Source organism: Streptomyces sp. DG2A-72 (genome assembly GCF_030499575.1).
Taxonomy (GTDB): Bacteria; Actinomycetota; Actinomycetes; order Streptomycetales; family Streptomycetaceae; genus Streptomyces.
Genome location: NZ_JASTLC010000001.1, coordinates 5,956,080 through 5,972,495, shown reverse-complemented (window position 1 = coordinate 5,972,495; position 16,416 = coordinate 5,956,080). Strand labels below are relative to the sequence as shown.

The following is a 16,416-nucleotide window of genomic DNA, read 5'->3' as shown; positions in this document are numbered from 1 at the left end:
ACTACGGAGAGGAGTTTGTCGAGAACCTTGGGCTGCAAGCGTCTCGGGCCAACGCTCACAGCAGGGAATGGCGCCCCGACACGAGCGGCAGCATCCAGGTGCCGGTTCTCCTCTTGCGGCCATGGGAGCGTCACGTCCTCCCTCCCAGGCGCGGCGCCAGCCGAATCGGCCTACAGCTGAGCTTCCAGGATCACTGACTTCGTGGCGAACCCATGGCGCTCGTAGAACTTGATGGCGTCGGGGTTGCTCGCGTAGGCCGTGACGTCAACGCGGTCAGCCTGCTGCTCCTTGGCCCAGGCCATGAAACCGGCCACAAGACATGAGCCGATCTGCCCGCGCCGCCACTCCGGCTTGACGTACATGCTGACCAGGGTGGCGGTCGTTATCGGCTTCATCGGAGACGTGCCAGACAGCACGGCCGTCAGGTGCCCCGCGATCTGGTTTCCGACTTCCGCGACGAGCGTGAGCCGCTCGGGGACCTCCAGATTCTGACGGAAGCGCTCTGGACCATGTTCCCGGGGCCAGTTGATGTTGACGCCACCGGGATCACGGGTTCCGCCGTCTTCCGCGAACAGTCCTGCGCTGCACTCCACAAGCCCAGGCACGTCTCGTTCCTCGGCTCGCCTCACAACGGCTTCATGTGGCTGCGCGCTCATCGCGGGCAGTTTATGCGCAGCATGCCCGCACTCCAGCGTCACCGGGACGGTTTCCCGAGCGCGGCGATTCCCGGCCCGTCAAGATCCTCCAGCGCCACCCGTCGCCCGGAGACGGCAAGCAGCAAGGAAAGCACGGGTCCCCTGACGTCCGGACCGTCTCCGATGGACAGGTCGGCGTCCACTGCCGTGAGCCGGACACGGGCTGTCAGCTCCTTGGCTCCGCCGAAAGACGCGGGAGTACGAGCCTGCAGGCGCAGCGATCGGGCGACAGCCTCCGGCGGGTAGGAGCGGGTGAGTCCCAACGGCCTGCGGATGTCCTCACCGTGGACGACCTCCTCGACGAGCCGGCTGTCCAGGGGCGCCGGAGGGGTCGACCTCCGCGACGCCACCTGACGAAGCCGCTGCAACGTCTCCTGCGGTGAGGGACCACGCTCGCGTTCCACACCGCGTGCGTTCTGACGGTCGAAGTCGAACCGCTCCCGGACAAGGCCGACCACGAAACCGATGCGTGTCGTCCGAGCCGTGCCGACCAGATGGGCGGCCACGTCATGCACGGTCCACCCTGCACAGAGCGACGGCTGCCCCCACCGCTCGTCATCAAGGTGCGCGAGGTCATCGATCAGCGCCGCACGCTCCGCATGCACCATCGGCCAGACATCGTTGTTCATTGGCTTCTCCCTCGCTCAACCACGGCATTCGCCCCCTGGGACTCCCTGCACCACAGGAACTCATCGCTCAGGCATCCCCATGCGCCGGGAGCCGCAGCGTCACCTCGTAGCCGCCGCCCGGCGCAGGGCCCGATTCGAAGGTGCCGCCCAGGATGAGCTGGAAGCCGGATCGCACCAGGGCCTCGTCGTCGACCACCACTACCCGGATCACGCGGGCCTTGTCTGCAGCTGTCAAGCATGAGCACTGGTCAAGGGCACGAAGCCTTGAGGACGGCCTTTGCCTGGTCGGGCATAGGGGTGGCGGTTCCGTGGGAGTGGTGGCATGTCGTGTCGTTGCCCTTGGGGAGGTTACGGATGCCGTCGGTCGTCGGACTGCTGGAACAGCACGAGCTCGCTGCGGCCGAACTGGAGTGGCAGGAGTGGGTGATTGCCCGCAGGCGGGTCGGCATGGTGCTGATCCCGGGCAACAGCAGCACCGCCGAGGCGGAGGCCACTGAAGATTGGCAGGATACGGACGCTCGGTCGGCGCCCGGGGATGCGGCGAAGCCGAAGTCGCAGGTGCCGGTGTGGCGCCAGGGGCTTGCTTGGTCGGTGCTGTCGGTGGACTACCAGCGCATCCTCAAGGCACTGGCGGACCGGGTCCGGCTTGGGCAGGGTCCGATGACCTGTCAGGAGTTGGCCGCGGCTCCCGGGGCTGAGCACAGGCGCAGCAACTCGTGCCAGGTCGGCACTTCGAGGCCGTCCAGCTCGTCGACGAAGTGCGGGAGTGGGGCGGTCAGGGCGGCCACGATGCTGTCGTCGTCGATGTCGAGGAGTCCTGCGGCGCACCGCTCTTGGACGCGCCGGTGCCCTTCGTCGATGCCGATGCAGTGGCCTTGATCACCACCGGCGACGGCGACCTGCTCGCGCGCGTTGTCGCCCGGGACACCGAGGACCTCCACCGCATCACGAACCTCCTGCTGGAACGACACGCCGGGCCCTGACTCGCAGAGCGGACACCCTGGAGCAGAGCCCGGCGTGGAGCCTCACCGCCTCTGTTTTCTCACCGCCCAGCCGATGCCGAATCCGAGTCCCAGCAAGGGCAGGACCGTCACCACGACGATCACGGCCACCAGGAAGAGGAACGCCAGTCCACCCGGAGTCCACCGGAAGCCGGCTCCGTAACTTTGGACAGCGCACGTCGCCGTCGTGGCAACGGCCGCCAGCGCGGACGCGGCCGCGGCTTCCCGCAGGGCGCCCAGGCGGCCGAGGCCGAAGCCCAGGGGGAAGCCCAGGACGCCGATCACGACGAAGCTGACCAGTAGCGGGGCCGCCGTGAGGTCACCGGTCGCGAGTGTCCTTGCCGCCCAGGGAATCGCCGCAGCGGCGACGACCCAGGCAGCGGAGGGCAACCAGACCTTTGCCATGCCTCTCATCGCCTCTCATCTGTTCCCACGCCAGGGAGAACTGCACACTCACCTGATCGCCGTCCGGGTCGGTGACGTCGCTCGCGGTGATCGACGGCAGGGTGCGGATCCGCACGGCGGCCGACGGGCTGTGGCACGAGCCGCCAGGACACATCGACAACTGGGACATGCGGATCTGCTGGGGCGGCATGTTGTGGTGCACCCGCAGGTACGCGTCGTTGGTGAACCGCTTCCAGCCGTACGGATCCGATTCGTCGGAGGCCCGCAACCCGAAGGAGGTGGTCGAGAAGTTGTGTGCCGCCGCGTAGCGCACGCCGGTGGTGGCGTTGAACTCGACGTCGGAGGCCGAGCAGCCGGAGGAGCCGTGCGCCTCGTTCTGCGTGTCCAGGTGATCCAGCCAGTTGTCCGACGAGGAGTCCCACGTCGTGCCCGAGGTGAAGCCCTTCGTCCGCCACAGCTCGACCGGCCGCACGCTGCACGAGGCCGACCAGGTCTCATGCCCGCGCCGGCCGCCTCCCGCATCGCCGCGCTCTGGGTGAGCGCCGTGCGGTGCGTGTTCGCGCCGGCGTCCTTCGTCGTTTTCGCGGTCTCGACCGGCGTCGCCGCGGCGGCCTGGCCCGCAGCCGCAAGGGCCGACACAACTGTCACGATCAGTGCGCGACGCGAACGCGCCCGTGTGTCCCCGGCCAACTCCATGCCCCCCCAAACACGCGCGCCCCAAGGGTGTTTGGAAAGGTGCGCGATCAGCGAGAACCGTAGATCTACATTTTCACGACAGACAACAAAATCATTCCCAAATTCAGCCCAAGCCAGGCGATATGATGGTTCGTCATTTATGAGCCACGCCTCGGGCGAGATGCCCTGCCTTGTCCACTTCAGCGCCCGTTGCGTCACCGGCGCCGGGCGGAGACGAGGACGGGCCAGCCTTACGTCATGTACAGCACAGGCAGAAGTGGTCGCGAATTCGCCCGAGTTCGTGGCTCCTCGACGGCAGCCCGCCCGACCCGCGTACGTGCGCTCGGTGTTGTACGCCTTGCCGGCGCTGCGAGGAAGAGCGAGCCTTCGTCGTGGAGGACGTAGTCGTCCGCCCCAACTATCACCCACGCCGTGCGGTCCTGCGCCAGTGTCGCCCGCTCAGCACGGAACGACGTGACAAACGTGCCAGAAATGCTGAACGCCCCTTGGGGGGAGAGACAGCGACCGGATGGCGGGGCAGGACCGGACACCTGCCGGATACCGCGGGCCCGGGCCGCTCACCAGCCTGGAATGCATGACCCGGAACGCAGACGGCACGGCACTCACGGAGGCCACCAAACCCGCGGAACATTGGTGATGCCGGCCGCGCCGACCCCCGTCTCTAGGCCTCCGGCGACGTCAGGCAGTACGTGAGATCGCGGAACGTGCCGGGCCCCGCGTCGAAGTCAGGTGCGTCGCTGTAGAAGAGGGCGGCCGCGTTCGGATCGCCGTACGGGGTGATCTGGCGGCAGGTGTCACGGCCGTCGCCCTTGACGATCCGCTGGAGACGCAGCACGGCTTTCGGGTCGGTGCACGCCACCCGCGGTCCGATGGGCGTACGGACGTCGAAGGCGCTGTAGCAGTCGCCCTCCTTGCCGTGGATCATCAGGCACAGGCTGGGCTTGTCGTTGCGGAAGTCGAAGCCGGTGTAGTCGTCCTTGATGCAGAGGTCCGACTTGCCGTTCGGTACCAGCCGGGTCACCCGGGCGACCGCGTTGCGGTGGGCGCAGTCGACCCTCCAGACCTCGCCGCCGCGACCGGGACCGTCGGCACCGACGCAGTCGCCCTCGCGTGGGGTGGTGGTCGGGCGGACGTCTGCCTGCGAGTCAGCCGGGGACGAGGAGCGAGCCGACGGGGTGGGGGTGGAGGGCGCGCTGCTCGCCACGTCCGGCCCGGTCTCGGTGCCGGCATCGGTGACGGTATCGGTACGACTCTCTGTGCCGCTCCCGGTGCCGCACGCGGTCAGCACGGTGACGGCGAGGATACCGACGACGAACAAGGGGGCTTGCTTCCGCATCACGACTCCGGGGGTCCGGCGGACGGTCGGGAGGCTGCTCACGACAGATGTCTACCGGAAGCGCCCGGGACCCCTCCCGGGCCGGGTGTCAGCGCCGGTTCGACGTACCGCCTGCCGCCGCCGGCAGACATCTCCGACTGGGACATCTCCGATCCCGGTCACGCGCCCCGCTCGGCATCCCGCGCCGCCTGCTCCAGTCGGCTCCGGTGCTTCTCCCACCACGCCGAGTCACCCGGCGGCATGCTGTCGTTGCCCTTGTTCATCCCGACGGCACCGTCCGTGAGTTCCCGGATGATGTCGGCGTGCCCGGCATGCCGGTGGGTGTCGGCGATGACGCGCACCACGGCATGGTGCAGCGTCACCTCATCCCTGCCGCTGGGCCACCACGGCACCTTGCCGACCGTGTCCAGCGGCAGCGCGTCGATCGTCGCGTCCGCGTGCGCCCACGCCCGGCGATAGAGGCCCACGATCTGCTCGCGTGACTCCTCGGCGGTGGCCCACATGTCCGCGGTCGCCTCGGCGCCCTCCTCGACCCACGGCAGCGCCTCACCGGAGGGCCGTCCGAACGTGTCGCCCAGATAACCGAGTTCCACTGTGGCCACGTGTTTCACCAGGCCCAGGAGGTTCGTGCCGGTCGGCGTGTGCGGGCGGCGGATGTCGTACTCCGAGAGCCCTTCGAGTTTCCACAGCAGGGCATCACGGGCGGACTGCAGATAGAAGTGAAGGTCGGCTTTGGCGTCGGATGCGGTCATGGGGCCAGTCTGCTGCCCGCACGATCTCTGTCCACCGGCTTTCCGTACGACCCACAACCGAGAGCCCCAACCGAGACCTACGACCGTACGGCCGCCGGACGGTACCGGCGGCCGTACGCGACCTCACGACTCACGACCTCACATGTCGGCGGCGTCCACCACCGCGCCCAGGTCGACGAACTTGAAGCCGGTGGCCGTGCGGTCGTCCACGGCCGGGGTCTCCTCGCCGTCCTGGACGACGAGCAGGCCGCGCGGATAGCGGCTGCCCAGCGGGGCGTTGAGGATGGCGGCGCCGTCGCACTCCTCCACGCTGTCGAGCGTCGAGGACGCGGCGCCGACCTTGAACCCGCCCTCGTACTCGTTGGCGTCGCCGACCTCACGGTCGTACAGGGCGAAGGAGTTGTCACCCTGGCTGGAGGCGAGGAGGTAGCCGTCGCCGTCCCGCTCCTCGAACAGCGTCAGGCCCTCGACGTCGGCCGACAGATGCTTCCCGCCGAAGCCGGGGTCGGCGCCCGGCGTGCACTCCTCGGTCTCCTCGTCGTAAGTGCCCGGGACGCCGTACTCCTTGGTCCTGTCGATCAGGACGGGCGTGCCGGTGAGGTCGGCGCGCAGCCGCCAGATGCCGATGTCCTCCTGCCCGGCGTACAGCGTGCCGGTGGCCGGGTCGACGACCATGCCCTCGATCTGCGGGAGTTCGCCGGGCTCCAGGCAGGGGGTCCAGGTGGTGGCGTTCGGCAGGCGGAAGGAGGAGGGGAGGTCGAGGGTGCGGACCTTGCGGTAGCCGACCTTGCCGTTCGCGGCCGGCACGAGTTCGAGGAGGGCGAGGCGAGTGCGCTCACGCTGGCTGACCAGGGCGTACGTACGGCCGCTGGCCTTGTCCTTCCAGGTGCCCAGCCCGTACGCGGTGCGCTGGTCGTTGATCTCGCTCTGGCCGGCGGAGAACACCGGGGCTGCGGCCGGGTCGGTGATGTCGGTCAGCGGGGCGTCCGGGCGGGAGGCGTCGATGCGGTAGATCCGCAGCCGGTCGTTCCCGCGGTCGCTGACCACCGCGACATCGGCCCGGCCGGACGAGGTGCGCAGGCCGGTGACGAGGTCGACGTTGTTGTACCGGCCGGGCGCGTCGTCCGCCGACGGCGGCTTCGGCGCGGCGATCGACTGCACCAGGCGCGCGTCCAGGTCGTAGACCCGCAGCCCGCCCTCCTTGGCGGTCGCCATGACGAGACTGCGCCCGGGGTCGGCGGGGTTCCGCCAGATCGCCGGGTCGTCCGCGTCGGCGTTCTGGCCGGCCTCGTCGTCGAAGAGCGGCGCGGACTCGCTGCGCGCGGTCACCACCGGCAACTCGGCGTCCGCCCCCGCGGGGGACGCCGCGAGGAGGGTGGCCAGTGCGGTACCGGCGGCGAGGGCGGCGGCTCTGCGTGCGGCGCGGTGCGTCGTTCTCACGGGCGCTTCCTTACGTCAGGGGTGTCAAGGACATGCCGATGGTGGGCGGGGAAGTTGGCGCCCAGGGGGACGTCGGCTGTCCGCAAGACGTCACGAGTGATCTACGGAGAGGACGAGCCGGTGTCGAGCAGCCCCACACTCCCGCCCCGCACTCCGCCCGGACGATGCCCGTCCCGTCACTTCACCCCGACCGTCCGCAACACCGTCACCGCCAACGTCCGCGCCACCTCCACCACTTCGCGCACGGACACGTGCTCCCCCGCACTGTGCGCCACCGCTATGTCCCCCGGCCCGTACTGCAAGGTCGGCACACCGGCCCCGGCATACAGCCGCAGATCGCTGCCGTACGGCGCCCCGCGCTCCCGCAGCCCCGAGTCACCGCCGACCGAGTCGGCGTAGGCGGCCCGGATCCCCTCCGGAAGGAAATGCCCCGGCGCCAGCCGCCCGCTCGCGAACTGCCCGCCCGGCCACGTCACCGTCGCCGGATGGTCCCGCAGCCACGGATCGGCGGCACACGCCTCGGCGACGCGGCGTTCCAGGGAGGCCCTCGCGTAGGCGGGGTCCTCACCCAGCCGCACCCCCAACCGCCCCTCGGCGACGAGCAGATCGGGCACGCTGCTCGCCCAGTCGCCGGCGTGGAGGGTGCCGACGGAGAGGGCGTACGGGATGGGGTACTCGGCCATCAGTGGGTCCGGGTCGGTGTTGCGGGCGGCCTCCAGGTCGGCCAGCACTCTGTGCAATGTCACATACGCGTCGATCGCGCTGACGCCCCGCTCCCGCGAACTCGCATGCGCCGCCTTGCCGGGCACCGCGATCCGGAAGGTCAGCGCACCCGCGTTCGCGGTGACCAGGGTCCCGGCGGTCGGCTCACCGATGACGCAGACGTCCCCGCGATATCCCCGCTGCAACGTCCCGAAGGCACCGAGCCCACCGTCCTCCTCCCCCACCACGAAGTGCGCGGCGACCTGCCCGCACAACCGCACCCCGCTGGCCCGTATCGCCCCCAGCACAGCAAGATGCGCCGCCAGCCCGGCCTTCATGTCACAGGCCCCGCGCCCGTGCACGAGATCACCGGTGACCCGCGGCACGAAGGGATCCCCCTCCCACGCGGCCAGATCCCCCGCCGGCACGACATCAACATGCCCCTGCAACACGAAGACCGGCCCGTCACCCCCGTCCGCGGTCCGCCCGACCAGCCCCCACGCCTCCTCACGCGGCGCCTCCGAGCCCGGGAAGTCGGGATGCGCACGGAGCGCGGTCAGATCCATGGGCCACAGATCGACGTCCAGCCCGAGCCGCCCCAGCCGCCCGGCGAGCTGATGCTGAAGCTCCGCCTCAGCCGCACTCCCTGTCACACTCGGAACAGCGATCAGCTCAAGCAACGTTCGTGCAACGGCAGCCTCATCGATCTCCGAGAGCACCAGAGCTTCTTCGTGACTCAACACGCGGCGGATCCTTTCCAAGGGGCGGAACAGCGCCCCTTCAGGGGCGCGGGGAACTGCGCGATCAACCACATCAAACCCGCACCCGCCACAACACAGAAAGCCCCGAGCTACTAGGCACCCCCGCCCAGCCCTTACGCGCCCCCACCCACCGTGAACCCAATAACCGACCCACCCCCGTCCCGCCGGAAGGCGAACGGCGCACCCCCATGCGCCAACGCCACCTCCCGCACAATCGAAAGCCCCAGCCCAGAACCCGGCAGGGACCGCGCATCCGCAGCCCGATAGAACCGATCGAAGATCCGCATCAGATCCTCATCCGCGATACCGGCCCCACGATCAAGAACCTCGACCCGGATCGTGCCGGGCCGCGCGGACCCGGAAACCGCGATCTCGATCGGCGCCGCCCCCTCCCGATCGAACTTCGCCGCGTTCTCAACAAGGTTGGACAGCGCCCGTTGCAACATCCCCGGCCGCCCGTCCGTCGTCGTATCCCCACTCGCCCGCACCACGATCTCCCGCCCCGTACGCCGTCGCGCCAGCCCGGCGACATCCTCGGCGATATCGGCGAGATCGACCCGCTGCGGCGGCTCCGTGTCCGACTGCCCGGCCGCCAGATCCACCAGCTCATTGACCAGATCGGTCAGTTCACGCGCCTCCTGACCCAGATCCGCGACCAGCTCCTCCCGCGTCCCGGCAGGCAGCTCATCGATCCGCCGCAACAGGGAAATGTTGGTACGCAGCGAAGTCAGCGGCGTCCGCAGCTCATGCCCCGCGTCCTGCACCAACCGCCGCTGGTCCTCCTCGGACTGGGCGAGCCGGCCCAGCATGCGGTCGAAGGCGCGGCCGAGGCGGCCCACCTCGTCGTAGCCGGTGACGGGAACCTGGATGCCGAGACGGCGCGTGCGGGCGACGTCCTCCGCGGCGGAGGTGAGGATGACGAGCCGGCGGGTGATACGACGGGCCAGCCACCAGCCGAACAGCCCCGCGCCGACGACGACAGCCGCCATCAGGATCAACGTCCGCTGCTGCAACGCCCGCAGCAGATCCTCCGTGTTGCTGAACTCCTGCGCCACCTGCACCGCCCCCCGCCCGCCGCCGAGCGCGACGGTCGCGATCCGGTACACGTCGTCCCCGACGTCGACGTCCGCGTGCTCGGTCAGCGCTCCGGCGGTGGAGCGGGCGGCGATGCGCCGGTCCGCGTCGGTGACGGGCAGCCCCGGACGGCCGGGGTCGACCACGGCACCGTCCGGCCCCAGCACCTGCACATCGGTCCGGGCGGGCCGTACGAGATCGTGTCCCGGCTCCGAGGAGGAGAAGTCCTCCGTCGTCATCCGCTCCTGCCGCAGCGTGCTCCGCAGATCCTGCACGACCTCGTCGAACACGGACTGCTGGTCCACGCGCACGAGCCGGGCGGCGGCGCCGTACGACAGGATGCCGACCAGGACGGTGACCGCGGCGGTCACGGCCGCGAACGACACCGCGAACGTCGTCCGCAGCGACAGCAGCCTCAGCCGCCGGGGCCGGACCACTCAGTCCTCCCGCAGCACGTAACCCACGCCCCGCACCGTGTGGATCAGCTGCGGCGCACCCGGCTCGTCGAGCTTGCGACGCAGGTAGCCGACGTACACGGCGAGATTCTTGGAGCCGGGCCCGAAGTCGTAGCCCCAGATACGGTCGTAGATCGTGGAGTGGTCGAGCACGATGCCCGCGTTGCGCACCAGCAGCTCCAGCAGCTCGAACTCGGTGCGCGTCAGCTCCAGCTCCCGCGGCCCGCGCCACGCCCGCCGCGCCTGTACGTCCATCCGCAGCCCGGCGGCTTCGAGGAGCCGGGGTGGAAGCTGCGGTTCCGCGGCTTTCGCCGGTACCTCGACGGGAGCCGTGCCGGTCCTGCGCAGCAGCGCCCGCAGCCGTGCGAAGACCTCCTCGACGTCGAACGGCTTGACGACATAGTCGTCGGCGCCCGCGTCCAGTCCCGCGATCCGGTCCTGCGTCTCCACCAGCGCCGTCAGCATCAGGATCGGCGTCCGGTCGCCCTCCGCCCGCAGCACCCGGCACACCTGGAGGCCGTCGATCCCCGGCATCATCACATCCAGCACCAGCACGTCCGGCGGCATGCGATGCGCCTGCGCCAGCGCCTCCACCCCGTCGGCGACCGCGGTGACCTGGTAGCCCTCCAGAGTCAGGGCCCGTTCCAGGGCGTGACGGATGGCGCGGTCGTCTTCGGCGAGCAGAACAGTCTGGGGCACCCGTCCATAGTCGCAAAGGGCGGGGATCGTACGACCTGCTGAGCGGCCCCCGGCCATCGTTCTTACGAACGTCTCACCCTGCCGGACGCAACGCGCAGCGCCCCGAAGGGGCGCGGGGCTGTGTCAATATGCGGCTCCGCCGCGTGGGCGCGACCAGCCACGATGGCGCCGCAGACAATCGACGGCACATAGCTCATACCGCGCTCACCTCCTGAGACGCCTTGAGGGAAGCGTGGGTCGGCGCCTGGGGCACAACCGCGGAGCGCCCCGCCGCGAACTCCTTGCGCAGCACCGGCACGACCTCCTCGCCCAGCATGTCGATCTGCTCCAGCACGGTCTTCAGCGGCAGCCCGGCGTGGTCCATCAGGAACAGCTGGCGCTGATAGTCCCCGGCGTACTCGCGGAAGCCCAGCGTCTTCTCGATCACCTGCTGCGGCGAGCCGACGGTCAGCGGGGTCTGGTCGGTGAAGTCCTCGAGGGAGGGCCCGTGCCCGTACACCGGCGCGTTGTCGAAGTACGGCCGGAACTCCCGCACCGCGTCCTGCGAATTACGCCGCATGAACACCTGCCCGCCGAGCCCCACGATCGCCTGCTCGGGCGTGCCGTGCCCGTAGTGGGCGTACCGGGTCCGGTACAGCTCGACCATCTGCTTGGTGTGATCGGCCGGCCAGAAGATGTTGTTGTGGAAGAAGCCGTCGCCGTAGTACGCGGCCTGCTCGGCGATCTCGGGCGAGCGGATGGAGCCGTGCCAGACGAAGGGCGGTACGCCGTCCAGCGGCCGGGGCGTGGCGGTGAAGCCCTGCAGCGGTGTACGGAACTTCCCCTCCCAGTTCACGACGTCCTCGCGCCACAGCCGGTGCAGCAGCGCGTAGTTCTCGATGGCGAGGTTGATGCCCTGCCGGATGTCCTGCCCGAACCAGGGGTAGACCGGCCCGGTGTTGCCGCGGCCCGTCATCAGGTCCACACGGCCGTCCGCCAGATGCTGGAGCATCGCGAAGTCCTCGGCGATCTTCACCGGGTCGTTGGTGGTGATGAGAGTGGTGGCGGTGGAGAGGATCAGCCTCTCGGTCCGCGCCGCGATATAGCCGAGCATCGTCGTCGGCGAGGACGGCACGAACGGCGGGTTGTGGTGCTCGCCGGTCGCGAAGACGTCGAGGCCGACCTCCTCGGCCTTCAGCGCGATGGCGACCATGGCCTTGATGCGCTCACGCTCGGTCGGCGTACGGCCGTTCGTCGGGTCCGGCGTGACATCGCCGACGCTGAAGATCCCGAACTGCATGGTCGCTCACCCTCCAAAGTTGTTCACCGTTCAACTATACCGCCGAACGGCCCCTCCTCACCCCTTATTCCTTAACCAGCTTGACGGCCACGACGACGACCCGGCCGCCAAAGGGCTCCACCGCCCCCTCCCCGCCCGCACCCGCTGGGCGATCCTCGCCGTCGTCCTGGCCTCCACCTCCAGCAGGGCCTCGGCCGCTCACCCGCAGGCACCGCACTGGGCCTGATCCCCCTGTCCGTCGGGATCGTCATCGCGTCCATCGCCTGCTACCAGCTGATCCACACCCTCGGCCGCCGCCTGGTCCTCACCGGCCTGGTGATCATCCTGCTGGGCTGCGGCCGGCTCGCCCTCCTGACCGACGAGACCGGCCCCTGGCCCCTCGTCCCGCCCCTGCTGGTCATCGGCCTCGGCATGGGCACCTGCTTCGGCACGGTCTACGACAGCACGATCGGCGACATCTCCACGCACGACCGTGTATTTCAAGGCCGTCGGCGACGGCGACGCCCACGCCACGACGCTGAGCCTCGTCGTGGTCGCCGCCGCCATCGCCGTATGCCTGCCCCTTGTGGGGCTGCTGCCGCGCAGGGCGCCTGAGGGGCAGGGGCATTGGATGGGCATATTGGTTTGCCGCCGACCGACCCGGTCGGATAGGAAGCTCGCATGCTTAGAGGCAGCAAGGTGGGGCTCAGAGCCCGGCACGAGGACGACATCCCGATCCTGCGGGCCGAGCTCTACGAAGACGTGGTCAACTCCGCGCGGGCCGCAGGCGGGCCGTGGCGGCCGATCACGCCCGGCTCGAAGGACGCGCCGTTCGTGGTGGACGACAAGGCGGAGGGGCTCGTCCCGTTTTCCGTGGTGGAGCTGGAGGGCGACACTCTGATCGGCGCCGCGACGCTGTGGGGCATCGACACCCACAACCGGTGCGCGCACATCGGGCTCGGGCTGCTGCCGTCCGCCCGCGGCAAGGGCTACGGCACCGACGTCGTCGCGGTGCTGTGCCACTACGGCTTCGTCGTGCGCAGCCTGCACCGGCTGCAGATCGAGACGCTGTCGGACAACTTCGCGATGCTGCGCTCCGCCGAACGCAACGGCTTCGTCCGCGAGGGCGTGCTGCGCTCCTCGGCCTGGGTGATGGGCGAGTTCCTGGACGAGGTGCTGCTCGGGCTCCTCGTCCAGGAGTGGAAGCCGGACTCGAAGAACTAGCCAGCCGCGCGGGCCGGGGCCCGTCTCAGTCGGGCAGTTCGACGTTCCACGTGCGGTTGCCCGCCGCGGAAGGCAGCCGTACTCCGCTCTTGCGTGCAGCCGGGGACGCCGATGGACAAGGAGCCCACGGCCCTCAGGGAACCAGCACGATCCGCCCCCGCACCCCGCCCTCCGCCAGCCGGGCGTGCGCCTTGGCCGCCTCGTCCAGGGCGTACGTCTCGGCGACGCGGAGGGTCAGCACCCCCTCCTCCACCAGCCGCACCAGCTCAGCCAGCCGCGCCCCATCGGCCACGACCCCGACCTCGCCGACCCGCACCCCCCGCACGGACGCCGGTGCGGCCTGCGGGATGACGCCGATGTACGTGCCCCCGTCCCGCACCCGCTCAAGCGCCGCCCCCAGGACCGTACAAGCTCCTCGTCCTTCTCCCGGGCCAGCGCGGTCACCGATATCCCCCGGTGCGCGGCGAGTTGGATCGCATACCCGCCGAGCGCGCCCGCGGCGCCGGTCACCAGGAGGGACTGATCCGGCGTCAACTCCAGGAATTCCAGGGCCTGTACGGCGGCCAGGGCGTTCAGCGGAAGTGTCGCGGCGTGGACGGCGTCGACGCTCGCCGGCGCCTTCGCCGCCGCGTCCGTGTCGACGACGACGTACTCGGCGTGCGCGCCCAGCGGCTTCACCGGGCCATGGTGCAGGGCCACCACCTCGTCGCCGACGCTCCACGCGCTCCCCTCGCCGATCGCGTCGACGGTCCCGGCCACGTCCCAGCCGAAGCCGAGCCGCTCACCCGCGCCGCCGAAGACGCCCGAACGCACCCACGCGTCCATTCCACGGGGTTGAGCGCGTCCGCCGCCACCTTGATCCGCACCTGCCGCGCGCCCCGCTCCGGCACCTCGGTCTCCACGACCTCCACGGCCTCGGGCCCACCGAACGTCGTCGCCACAGCAGCTCGCATGACTGATAACTCCTAGTAGTTACCTGAAGGTGCGTACATACCCCCGAGGTGAGCCATGGCGACCAAGACCGCGGCCCAGCGGCGCGAAGAAGCGCGCATGGAATACGACGCGTCCCTCCGCGGCTGCCCCACCCACCAGCTCCTCGACCGCATCAGCGACAAGTGGGTCTGCCTGGCCCTCGTCGCCCGCACGGTCACCCCGTCCGCCCCGTCCGCGTCGACTACGAACTCACCCCGCTCGGCGCCGGCCTGTCCCACATGCTCACCGCGGTGAAGGACTGGGCGGAAACCCACGAGAGTGCCCAGACCTAGGCCTTGTCGGCCCGCAACCGCGCGATCTGCTCCCCGCTGAACTCCACCGTCCGCCTCATATGCCCGATGATCAGGGCGAGTTCGGCATCGTCCAGATCGTCGAAGAGAGCCGACCAGCCGCCGCTCAACCGCTCCCACACCCGCCCGAACTCGGCGCTCTTCTCCGGCACGGTCGCCACCAGCACCCGCCGCCGGTCCCCCGCGTCCCGCTCCCGGACGACATACCCCGCCCTCTCCAGCCGGTCCACCAGCCGAGTCGCCGACCCGGTCGTCAGCCCCGTCAGCTCCGCGATCCGGCCCGTCGTCACCGGACCGCCCTCCAGCGTGAGCAGATTCAGACACTGCAGATCGGTGGGGTGCAGGCCGAGGCGGTCGGCGACGGCCTGGTTGAACAGGGCGTACGAGGCCATATAGCGGCGGGACACCGCGGACAGCTCCTCGAACAGCCGCGCCCGTGCGTCACCCGTCATCCCACCCGCCTTTCGTCTGCGCCGTGCAGAAATCGTACGACGCAGTAATCGTCGTACGTCTAGAAGTAGTACTCGTCCCCGGTGTCCAGGACCAGCACCCGCTGCGGGTCACTGTCCCCGCTTCCGCTTCCGCCGCCCCGGCCGCCGTCCGCCACCGCGCCGATCTCCAGCAGCACCTCCGACGGCGCCTCCCGCAACTGCACCCGCAGACCGATCGGCTCACCCACCCCCTTCGCGGCCAGCGCCCCGACCCGGCACACCACCGCCCGCTCCCCCGAGCGCGCACACCCGCCCGGCAGCGCCTGCCGGTCCGCGAGCGGCTCCGACCAGAGCAACCGCACCGACGCGTCGGGCACGGCGGACGCCCCGTGATTGCGCGGTGTGAACCGTACGTCGACCCGGCCCGCGGCCATGGACGCGGCACCGTGATAGGCGAGGCCGACCTCCGGACCGGAGCCGGCGACGGCGAGCGAGGCCGCGCCGCCGATCATCACCAGGGCGGCACCGCACGCCGCCAGCACCCGCGTCGTTCTCATCCAGCCGACTCCTCACTCCACCGTGGTCGTACGGATGTATCCCACGCAGAGCGGGCCGCAGGCGCCGTCCATCAGGTGACGCGGGCACGGAAACGGGCCGTGCGAAGCTGCCGGCATGCTCATCCTCCGCTCCGCCGCCCTCTTCGTCGTCGCCGCGCTCTTCGAGATCGGCGGCGCCTGGCTGGTCTGGCAGGGCCTGCGCGAGCACCGCGGCTGGCTCTGGATCGGTAGCGGCGTCCTCGCCCTCGGCGCCTACGGCTTCGTCGCCACCTTCCAGCCCGACGCCCACTTCGGCCGCATCCTCGCCGCATACGGCGGCATCTTCGTCGCCGGTTCGATCGCCTGGGGCATGGCCGCCGACGGCTACCACCCGGACCGCTGGGACATCACGGGCGCACTGATCTGCCTCGCGGGCATGGCAGTGATCATGTACGCGCCGCGCGGAGAGTGACGTAAGCCGTAAGTGACGTAAGCGACCTAATGACCTAGTGACCCAGCTACCTCAGGCCGACAGCTCGTCGGGCAGCAGCCCGAGCTGCTCCAGGAACTCCAGCTGATCGAAGTAGAGCCGATAACTGACGATCCGGCCGTCCCGCACCGTCGCGAAATCGACCCCGCGGATCCTGACCTCCTTCTGCGTCGCGGGCAGGGACTCCCCCGAGGGCAGCTGGATCGGTCCCGTGTTCTTCCCGCTGAAGAACCCTTCGTCGATGGCGGTGTCCCCGATCTCATACGCGTACACCGTCTCGAACGTCCCCTCAGGAACCGCGTCCGTCATCTGACGCCAGTACTCGACGATGTGGTCACGCCCGTGGATCTCCCCGCCGTCCGGCGTGATCGCGACCGCGTCCTCCGCATAGACCTCGGCGAGCGCCTTGAGGTCCGGCGAACCGGTGACCGCATCCGTCAGCCGGTCCATCACGTCACGAGCCTCACCCATGGCTCCACCTCCTGACTCGGGAGAGGACCACCCACTCCATTGTCCGCCCGAGTCCCGCAGTCCCGCCCCTCGAACCGG

The 16,416-nt window shown here is 70.0% G+C and carries 19 protein-coding genes and 3 pseudogenes; 5 read left to right on the top strand and 17 right to left on the bottom strand.

Annotated elements, in window-relative coordinates:
* Window positions 1-170: 170 nt before the first annotated feature.
* The 3 genes from QQY66_RS28515 to QQY66_RS28505 all read right to left on the bottom strand — a co-directional run bounded on the left by QQY66_RS28515 (window position 171) and on the right by QQY66_RS28505 (window position 1,559).
* Window positions 171-656, bottom strand: coding sequence for a GNAT family N-acetyltransferase (locus QQY66_RS28515; RefSeq protein ID WP_301983125.1), 486 nt, complete (start codon window positions 654-656; stop codon window positions 171-173).
* 38 nt (window positions 657-694) lie between these two features.
* Window positions 695-1,324 (bottom strand): maleylpyruvate isomerase family mycothiol-dependent enzyme, encoded by a 630-nt coding sequence (locus tag QQY66_RS28510; RefSeq protein ID WP_301983124.1) that lies wholly within the window; start codon window positions 1,322-1,324, stop codon window positions 695-697.
* Window positions 1,325-1,391: 67 nt separating this feature from the next.
* Window positions 1,392-1,559, bottom strand: coding sequence for a hypothetical protein (locus tag QQY66_RS28505; RefSeq protein ID WP_301983123.1), 168 nt, complete (start codon window positions 1,557-1,559; stop codon window positions 1,392-1,394).
* Window positions 1,560-1,678: 119 nt separating this feature from the next.
* On the opposite strand from QQY66_RS28505, the pseudogene QQY66_RS28500 reads away from it, so the two are divergent.
* Window positions 1,679-2,008: pseudogene (locus QQY66_RS28500) on the top strand (hypothetical protein); the annotation flags it as partial.
* On the opposite strand, the gene QQY66_RS28495 reads toward QQY66_RS28500, so the two are convergent.
* The 10 genes from QQY66_RS28495 to QQY66_RS28450 all read right to left on the bottom strand — a co-directional run bounded on the left by QQY66_RS28495 (window position 1,993) and on the right by QQY66_RS28450 (window position 11,924).
* Window positions 1,993-2,295 (bottom strand): hypothetical protein, encoded by a 303-nt coding sequence (locus QQY66_RS28495; RefSeq protein WP_301987781.1) that lies wholly within the window; start codon window positions 2,293-2,295, stop codon window positions 1,993-1,995. The pseudogene QQY66_RS28500 and the gene QQY66_RS28495 sit on opposite strands and share 16 nt — an antisense overlap.
* A 54-nt stretch (window positions 2,296-2,349) precedes the next feature.
* Window positions 2,350-2,610 carry a hypothetical protein gene (locus tag QQY66_RS28490; protein ID WP_301983122.1) on the bottom strand — a complete coding sequence of 87 codons (261 nt, stop codon included), beginning with the start codon at window positions 2,608-2,610 and terminating at the stop codon, window positions 2,350-2,352.
* Window positions 2,611-2,644: 34 nt separating this feature from the next.
* Window positions 2,645-3,202: a hypothetical protein gene (locus tag QQY66_RS28485; protein ID WP_301983121.1), complete on the bottom strand. Its 558-nt coding sequence runs from the start codon at window positions 3,200-3,202 to the stop codon at window positions 2,645-2,647.
* Window positions 3,203-4,087: 885 nt separating this feature from the next.
* Window positions 4,088-4,804, bottom strand: a complete 717-nt coding sequence (locus QQY66_RS28480; protein ID WP_301983120.1) for a hypothetical protein — start codon at window positions 4,802-4,804, stop codon at window positions 4,088-4,090.
* A 116-nt stretch (window positions 4,805-4,920) separates the two neighbouring features.
* Window positions 4,921-5,514 (bottom strand): DinB family protein, encoded by a 594-nt coding sequence (locus QQY66_RS28475; RefSeq protein WP_301983119.1) that lies wholly within the window; start codon window positions 5,512-5,514, stop codon window positions 4,921-4,923.
* A 138-nt stretch (window positions 5,515-5,652) separates the two neighbouring features.
* Window positions 5,653-6,897, bottom strand: coding sequence for a phytase (locus QQY66_RS28470; RefSeq protein WP_301987526.1), 1,245 nt, complete (start codon window positions 6,895-6,897; stop codon window positions 5,653-5,655).
* A 233-nt stretch (window positions 6,898-7,130) separates the two neighbouring features.
* Complete coding sequence (locus tag QQY66_RS28465) at window positions 7,131-8,399, bottom strand: ArgE/DapE family deacylase (protein WP_301983118.1); 1,269 nt, start codon at window positions 8,397-8,399, stop codon at window positions 7,131-7,133.
* Between the two features lie 131 nt (window positions 8,400-8,530).
* Window positions 8,531-9,928 carry a HAMP domain-containing sensor histidine kinase gene (locus QQY66_RS28460; protein WP_301983117.1) on the bottom strand — a complete coding sequence of 466 codons (1,398 nt, stop codon included), beginning with the start codon at window positions 9,926-9,928 and terminating at the stop codon, window positions 8,531-8,533.
* Window positions 9,929-10,645, bottom strand: a complete 717-nt coding sequence (locus QQY66_RS28455) for a response regulator transcription factor (RefSeq protein ID WP_301983116.1) — start codon at window positions 10,643-10,645, stop codon at window positions 9,929-9,931.
* Between the two features lie 193 nt (window positions 10,646-10,838).
* Complete coding sequence (locus QQY66_RS28450; protein WP_301983115.1) at window positions 10,839-11,924, bottom strand: LLM class flavin-dependent oxidoreductase; 1,086 nt, start codon at window positions 11,922-11,924, stop codon at window positions 10,839-10,841.
* 315 nt (window positions 11,925-12,239) lie between these two features.
* Between QQY66_RS28450 and QQY66_RS28445 the strand changes: the two genes are divergently transcribed.
* Window positions 12,240-12,518, top strand: coding sequence for a hypothetical protein (locus QQY66_RS28445; RefSeq protein WP_301983114.1), 279 nt, complete (start codon window positions 12,240-12,242; stop codon window positions 12,516-12,518).
* 66 nt (window positions 12,519-12,584) lie between these two features.
* Complete coding sequence (locus tag QQY66_RS28440; RefSeq protein WP_301983113.1) at window positions 12,585-13,127, top strand: GNAT family N-acetyltransferase; 543 nt, start codon at window positions 12,585-12,587, stop codon at window positions 13,125-13,127.
* Between the two features lie 133 nt (window positions 13,128-13,260).
* On the opposite strand, the pseudogene QQY66_RS28435 reads toward QQY66_RS28440, so the two are convergent.
* Window positions 13,261-14,080, bottom strand: a pseudogene (locus QQY66_RS28435) (NADP-dependent oxidoreductase).
* A 55-nt stretch (window positions 14,081-14,135) separates the two neighbouring features.
* Between QQY66_RS28435 and QQY66_RS28430 the strand changes: the two are divergent.
* Window positions 14,136-14,392: pseudogene (locus QQY66_RS28430) on the top strand (winged helix-turn-helix transcriptional regulator).
* On the opposite strand, the gene QQY66_RS28425 reads toward QQY66_RS28430, so the two are convergent.
* Together QQY66_RS28425 and QQY66_RS28420 are read right to left on the bottom strand one after the other, a co-directional pair.
* On the bottom strand, window positions 14,389-14,862 hold the full coding sequence (locus tag QQY66_RS28425) for a MarR family winged helix-turn-helix transcriptional regulator (RefSeq protein ID WP_301983112.1): 474 nt from the start codon (window positions 14,860-14,862) through the stop codon (window positions 14,389-14,391). The pseudogene QQY66_RS28430 and the gene QQY66_RS28425 sit on opposite strands and share 4 nt — an antisense overlap.
* Before the next feature lie 59 nt (window positions 14,863-14,921).
* Window positions 14,922-15,398 (bottom strand): hypothetical protein, encoded by a 477-nt coding sequence (locus tag QQY66_RS28420; protein ID WP_301983111.1) that lies wholly within the window; start codon window positions 15,396-15,398, stop codon window positions 14,922-14,924.
* A 115-nt stretch (window positions 15,399-15,513) separates the two neighbouring features.
* Between QQY66_RS28420 and QQY66_RS28415 the strand changes: the two genes are divergently transcribed.
* A complete protein-coding gene (locus QQY66_RS28415) occupies window positions 15,514-15,849 on the top strand; it encodes a YnfA family protein (RefSeq protein ID WP_301983110.1) in 336 nt (111 codons plus the stop codon).
* 51 nt (window positions 15,850-15,900) lie between these two features.
* Here the strand turns inward: QQY66_RS28415 and QQY66_RS28410 are convergent, their stop codons facing one another.
* The gene (locus QQY66_RS28410) at window positions 15,901-16,338 is read right to left on the bottom strand and encodes an ester cyclase (protein WP_301983109.1); all 438 of its coding nucleotides are present in this window, start codon (window positions 16,336-16,338) and stop codon (window positions 15,901-15,903) included.
* Window positions 16,339-16,416: the final 78 nt, after the last annotated feature.

Coding starts and splice junctions, on each gene's coding strand:
- QQY66_RS28515 (WP_301983125.1), bottom strand. CDS start 656: ATGAGCGCGCAGCCACATGAAGCCGTTGTGAGGCGAGCCGAGGAACGA.
- QQY66_RS28510 (WP_301983124.1), bottom strand. CDS start 1,324: ATGAACAACGATGTCTGGCCGATGGTGCATGCGGAGCGTGCGGCGCTG.
- QQY66_RS28475 (WP_301983119.1), bottom strand. CDS start 5,514: ATGACCGCATCCGACGCCAAAGCCGACCTTCACTTCTATCTGCAGTCC.
- QQY66_RS28450 (WP_301983115.1), bottom strand. CDS start 11,924: ATGCAGTTCGGGATCTTCAGCGTCGGCGATGTCACGCCGGACCCGACG.
- QQY66_RS28440 (WP_301983113.1), top strand. CDS start 12,585: ATGCTTAGAGGCAGCAAGGTGGGGCTCAGAGCCCGGCACGAGGACGAC.
- QQY66_RS28425 (WP_301983112.1), bottom strand. CDS start 14,862: ATGACGGGTGACGCACGGGCGCGGCTGTTCGAGGAGCTGTCCGCGGTG.
- QQY66_RS28420 (WP_301983111.1), bottom strand. CDS start 15,398: ATGAGAACGACGCGGGTGCTGGCGGCGTGCGGTGCCGCCCTGGTGATG.
- QQY66_RS28415 (WP_301983110.1), top strand. CDS start 15,514: ATGCTCATCCTCCGCTCCGCCGCCCTCTTCGTCGTCGCCGCGCTCTTC.
- QQY66_RS28410 (WP_301983109.1), bottom strand. CDS start 16,338: ATGGGTGAGGCTCGTGACGTGATGGACCGGCTGACGGATGCGGTCACC.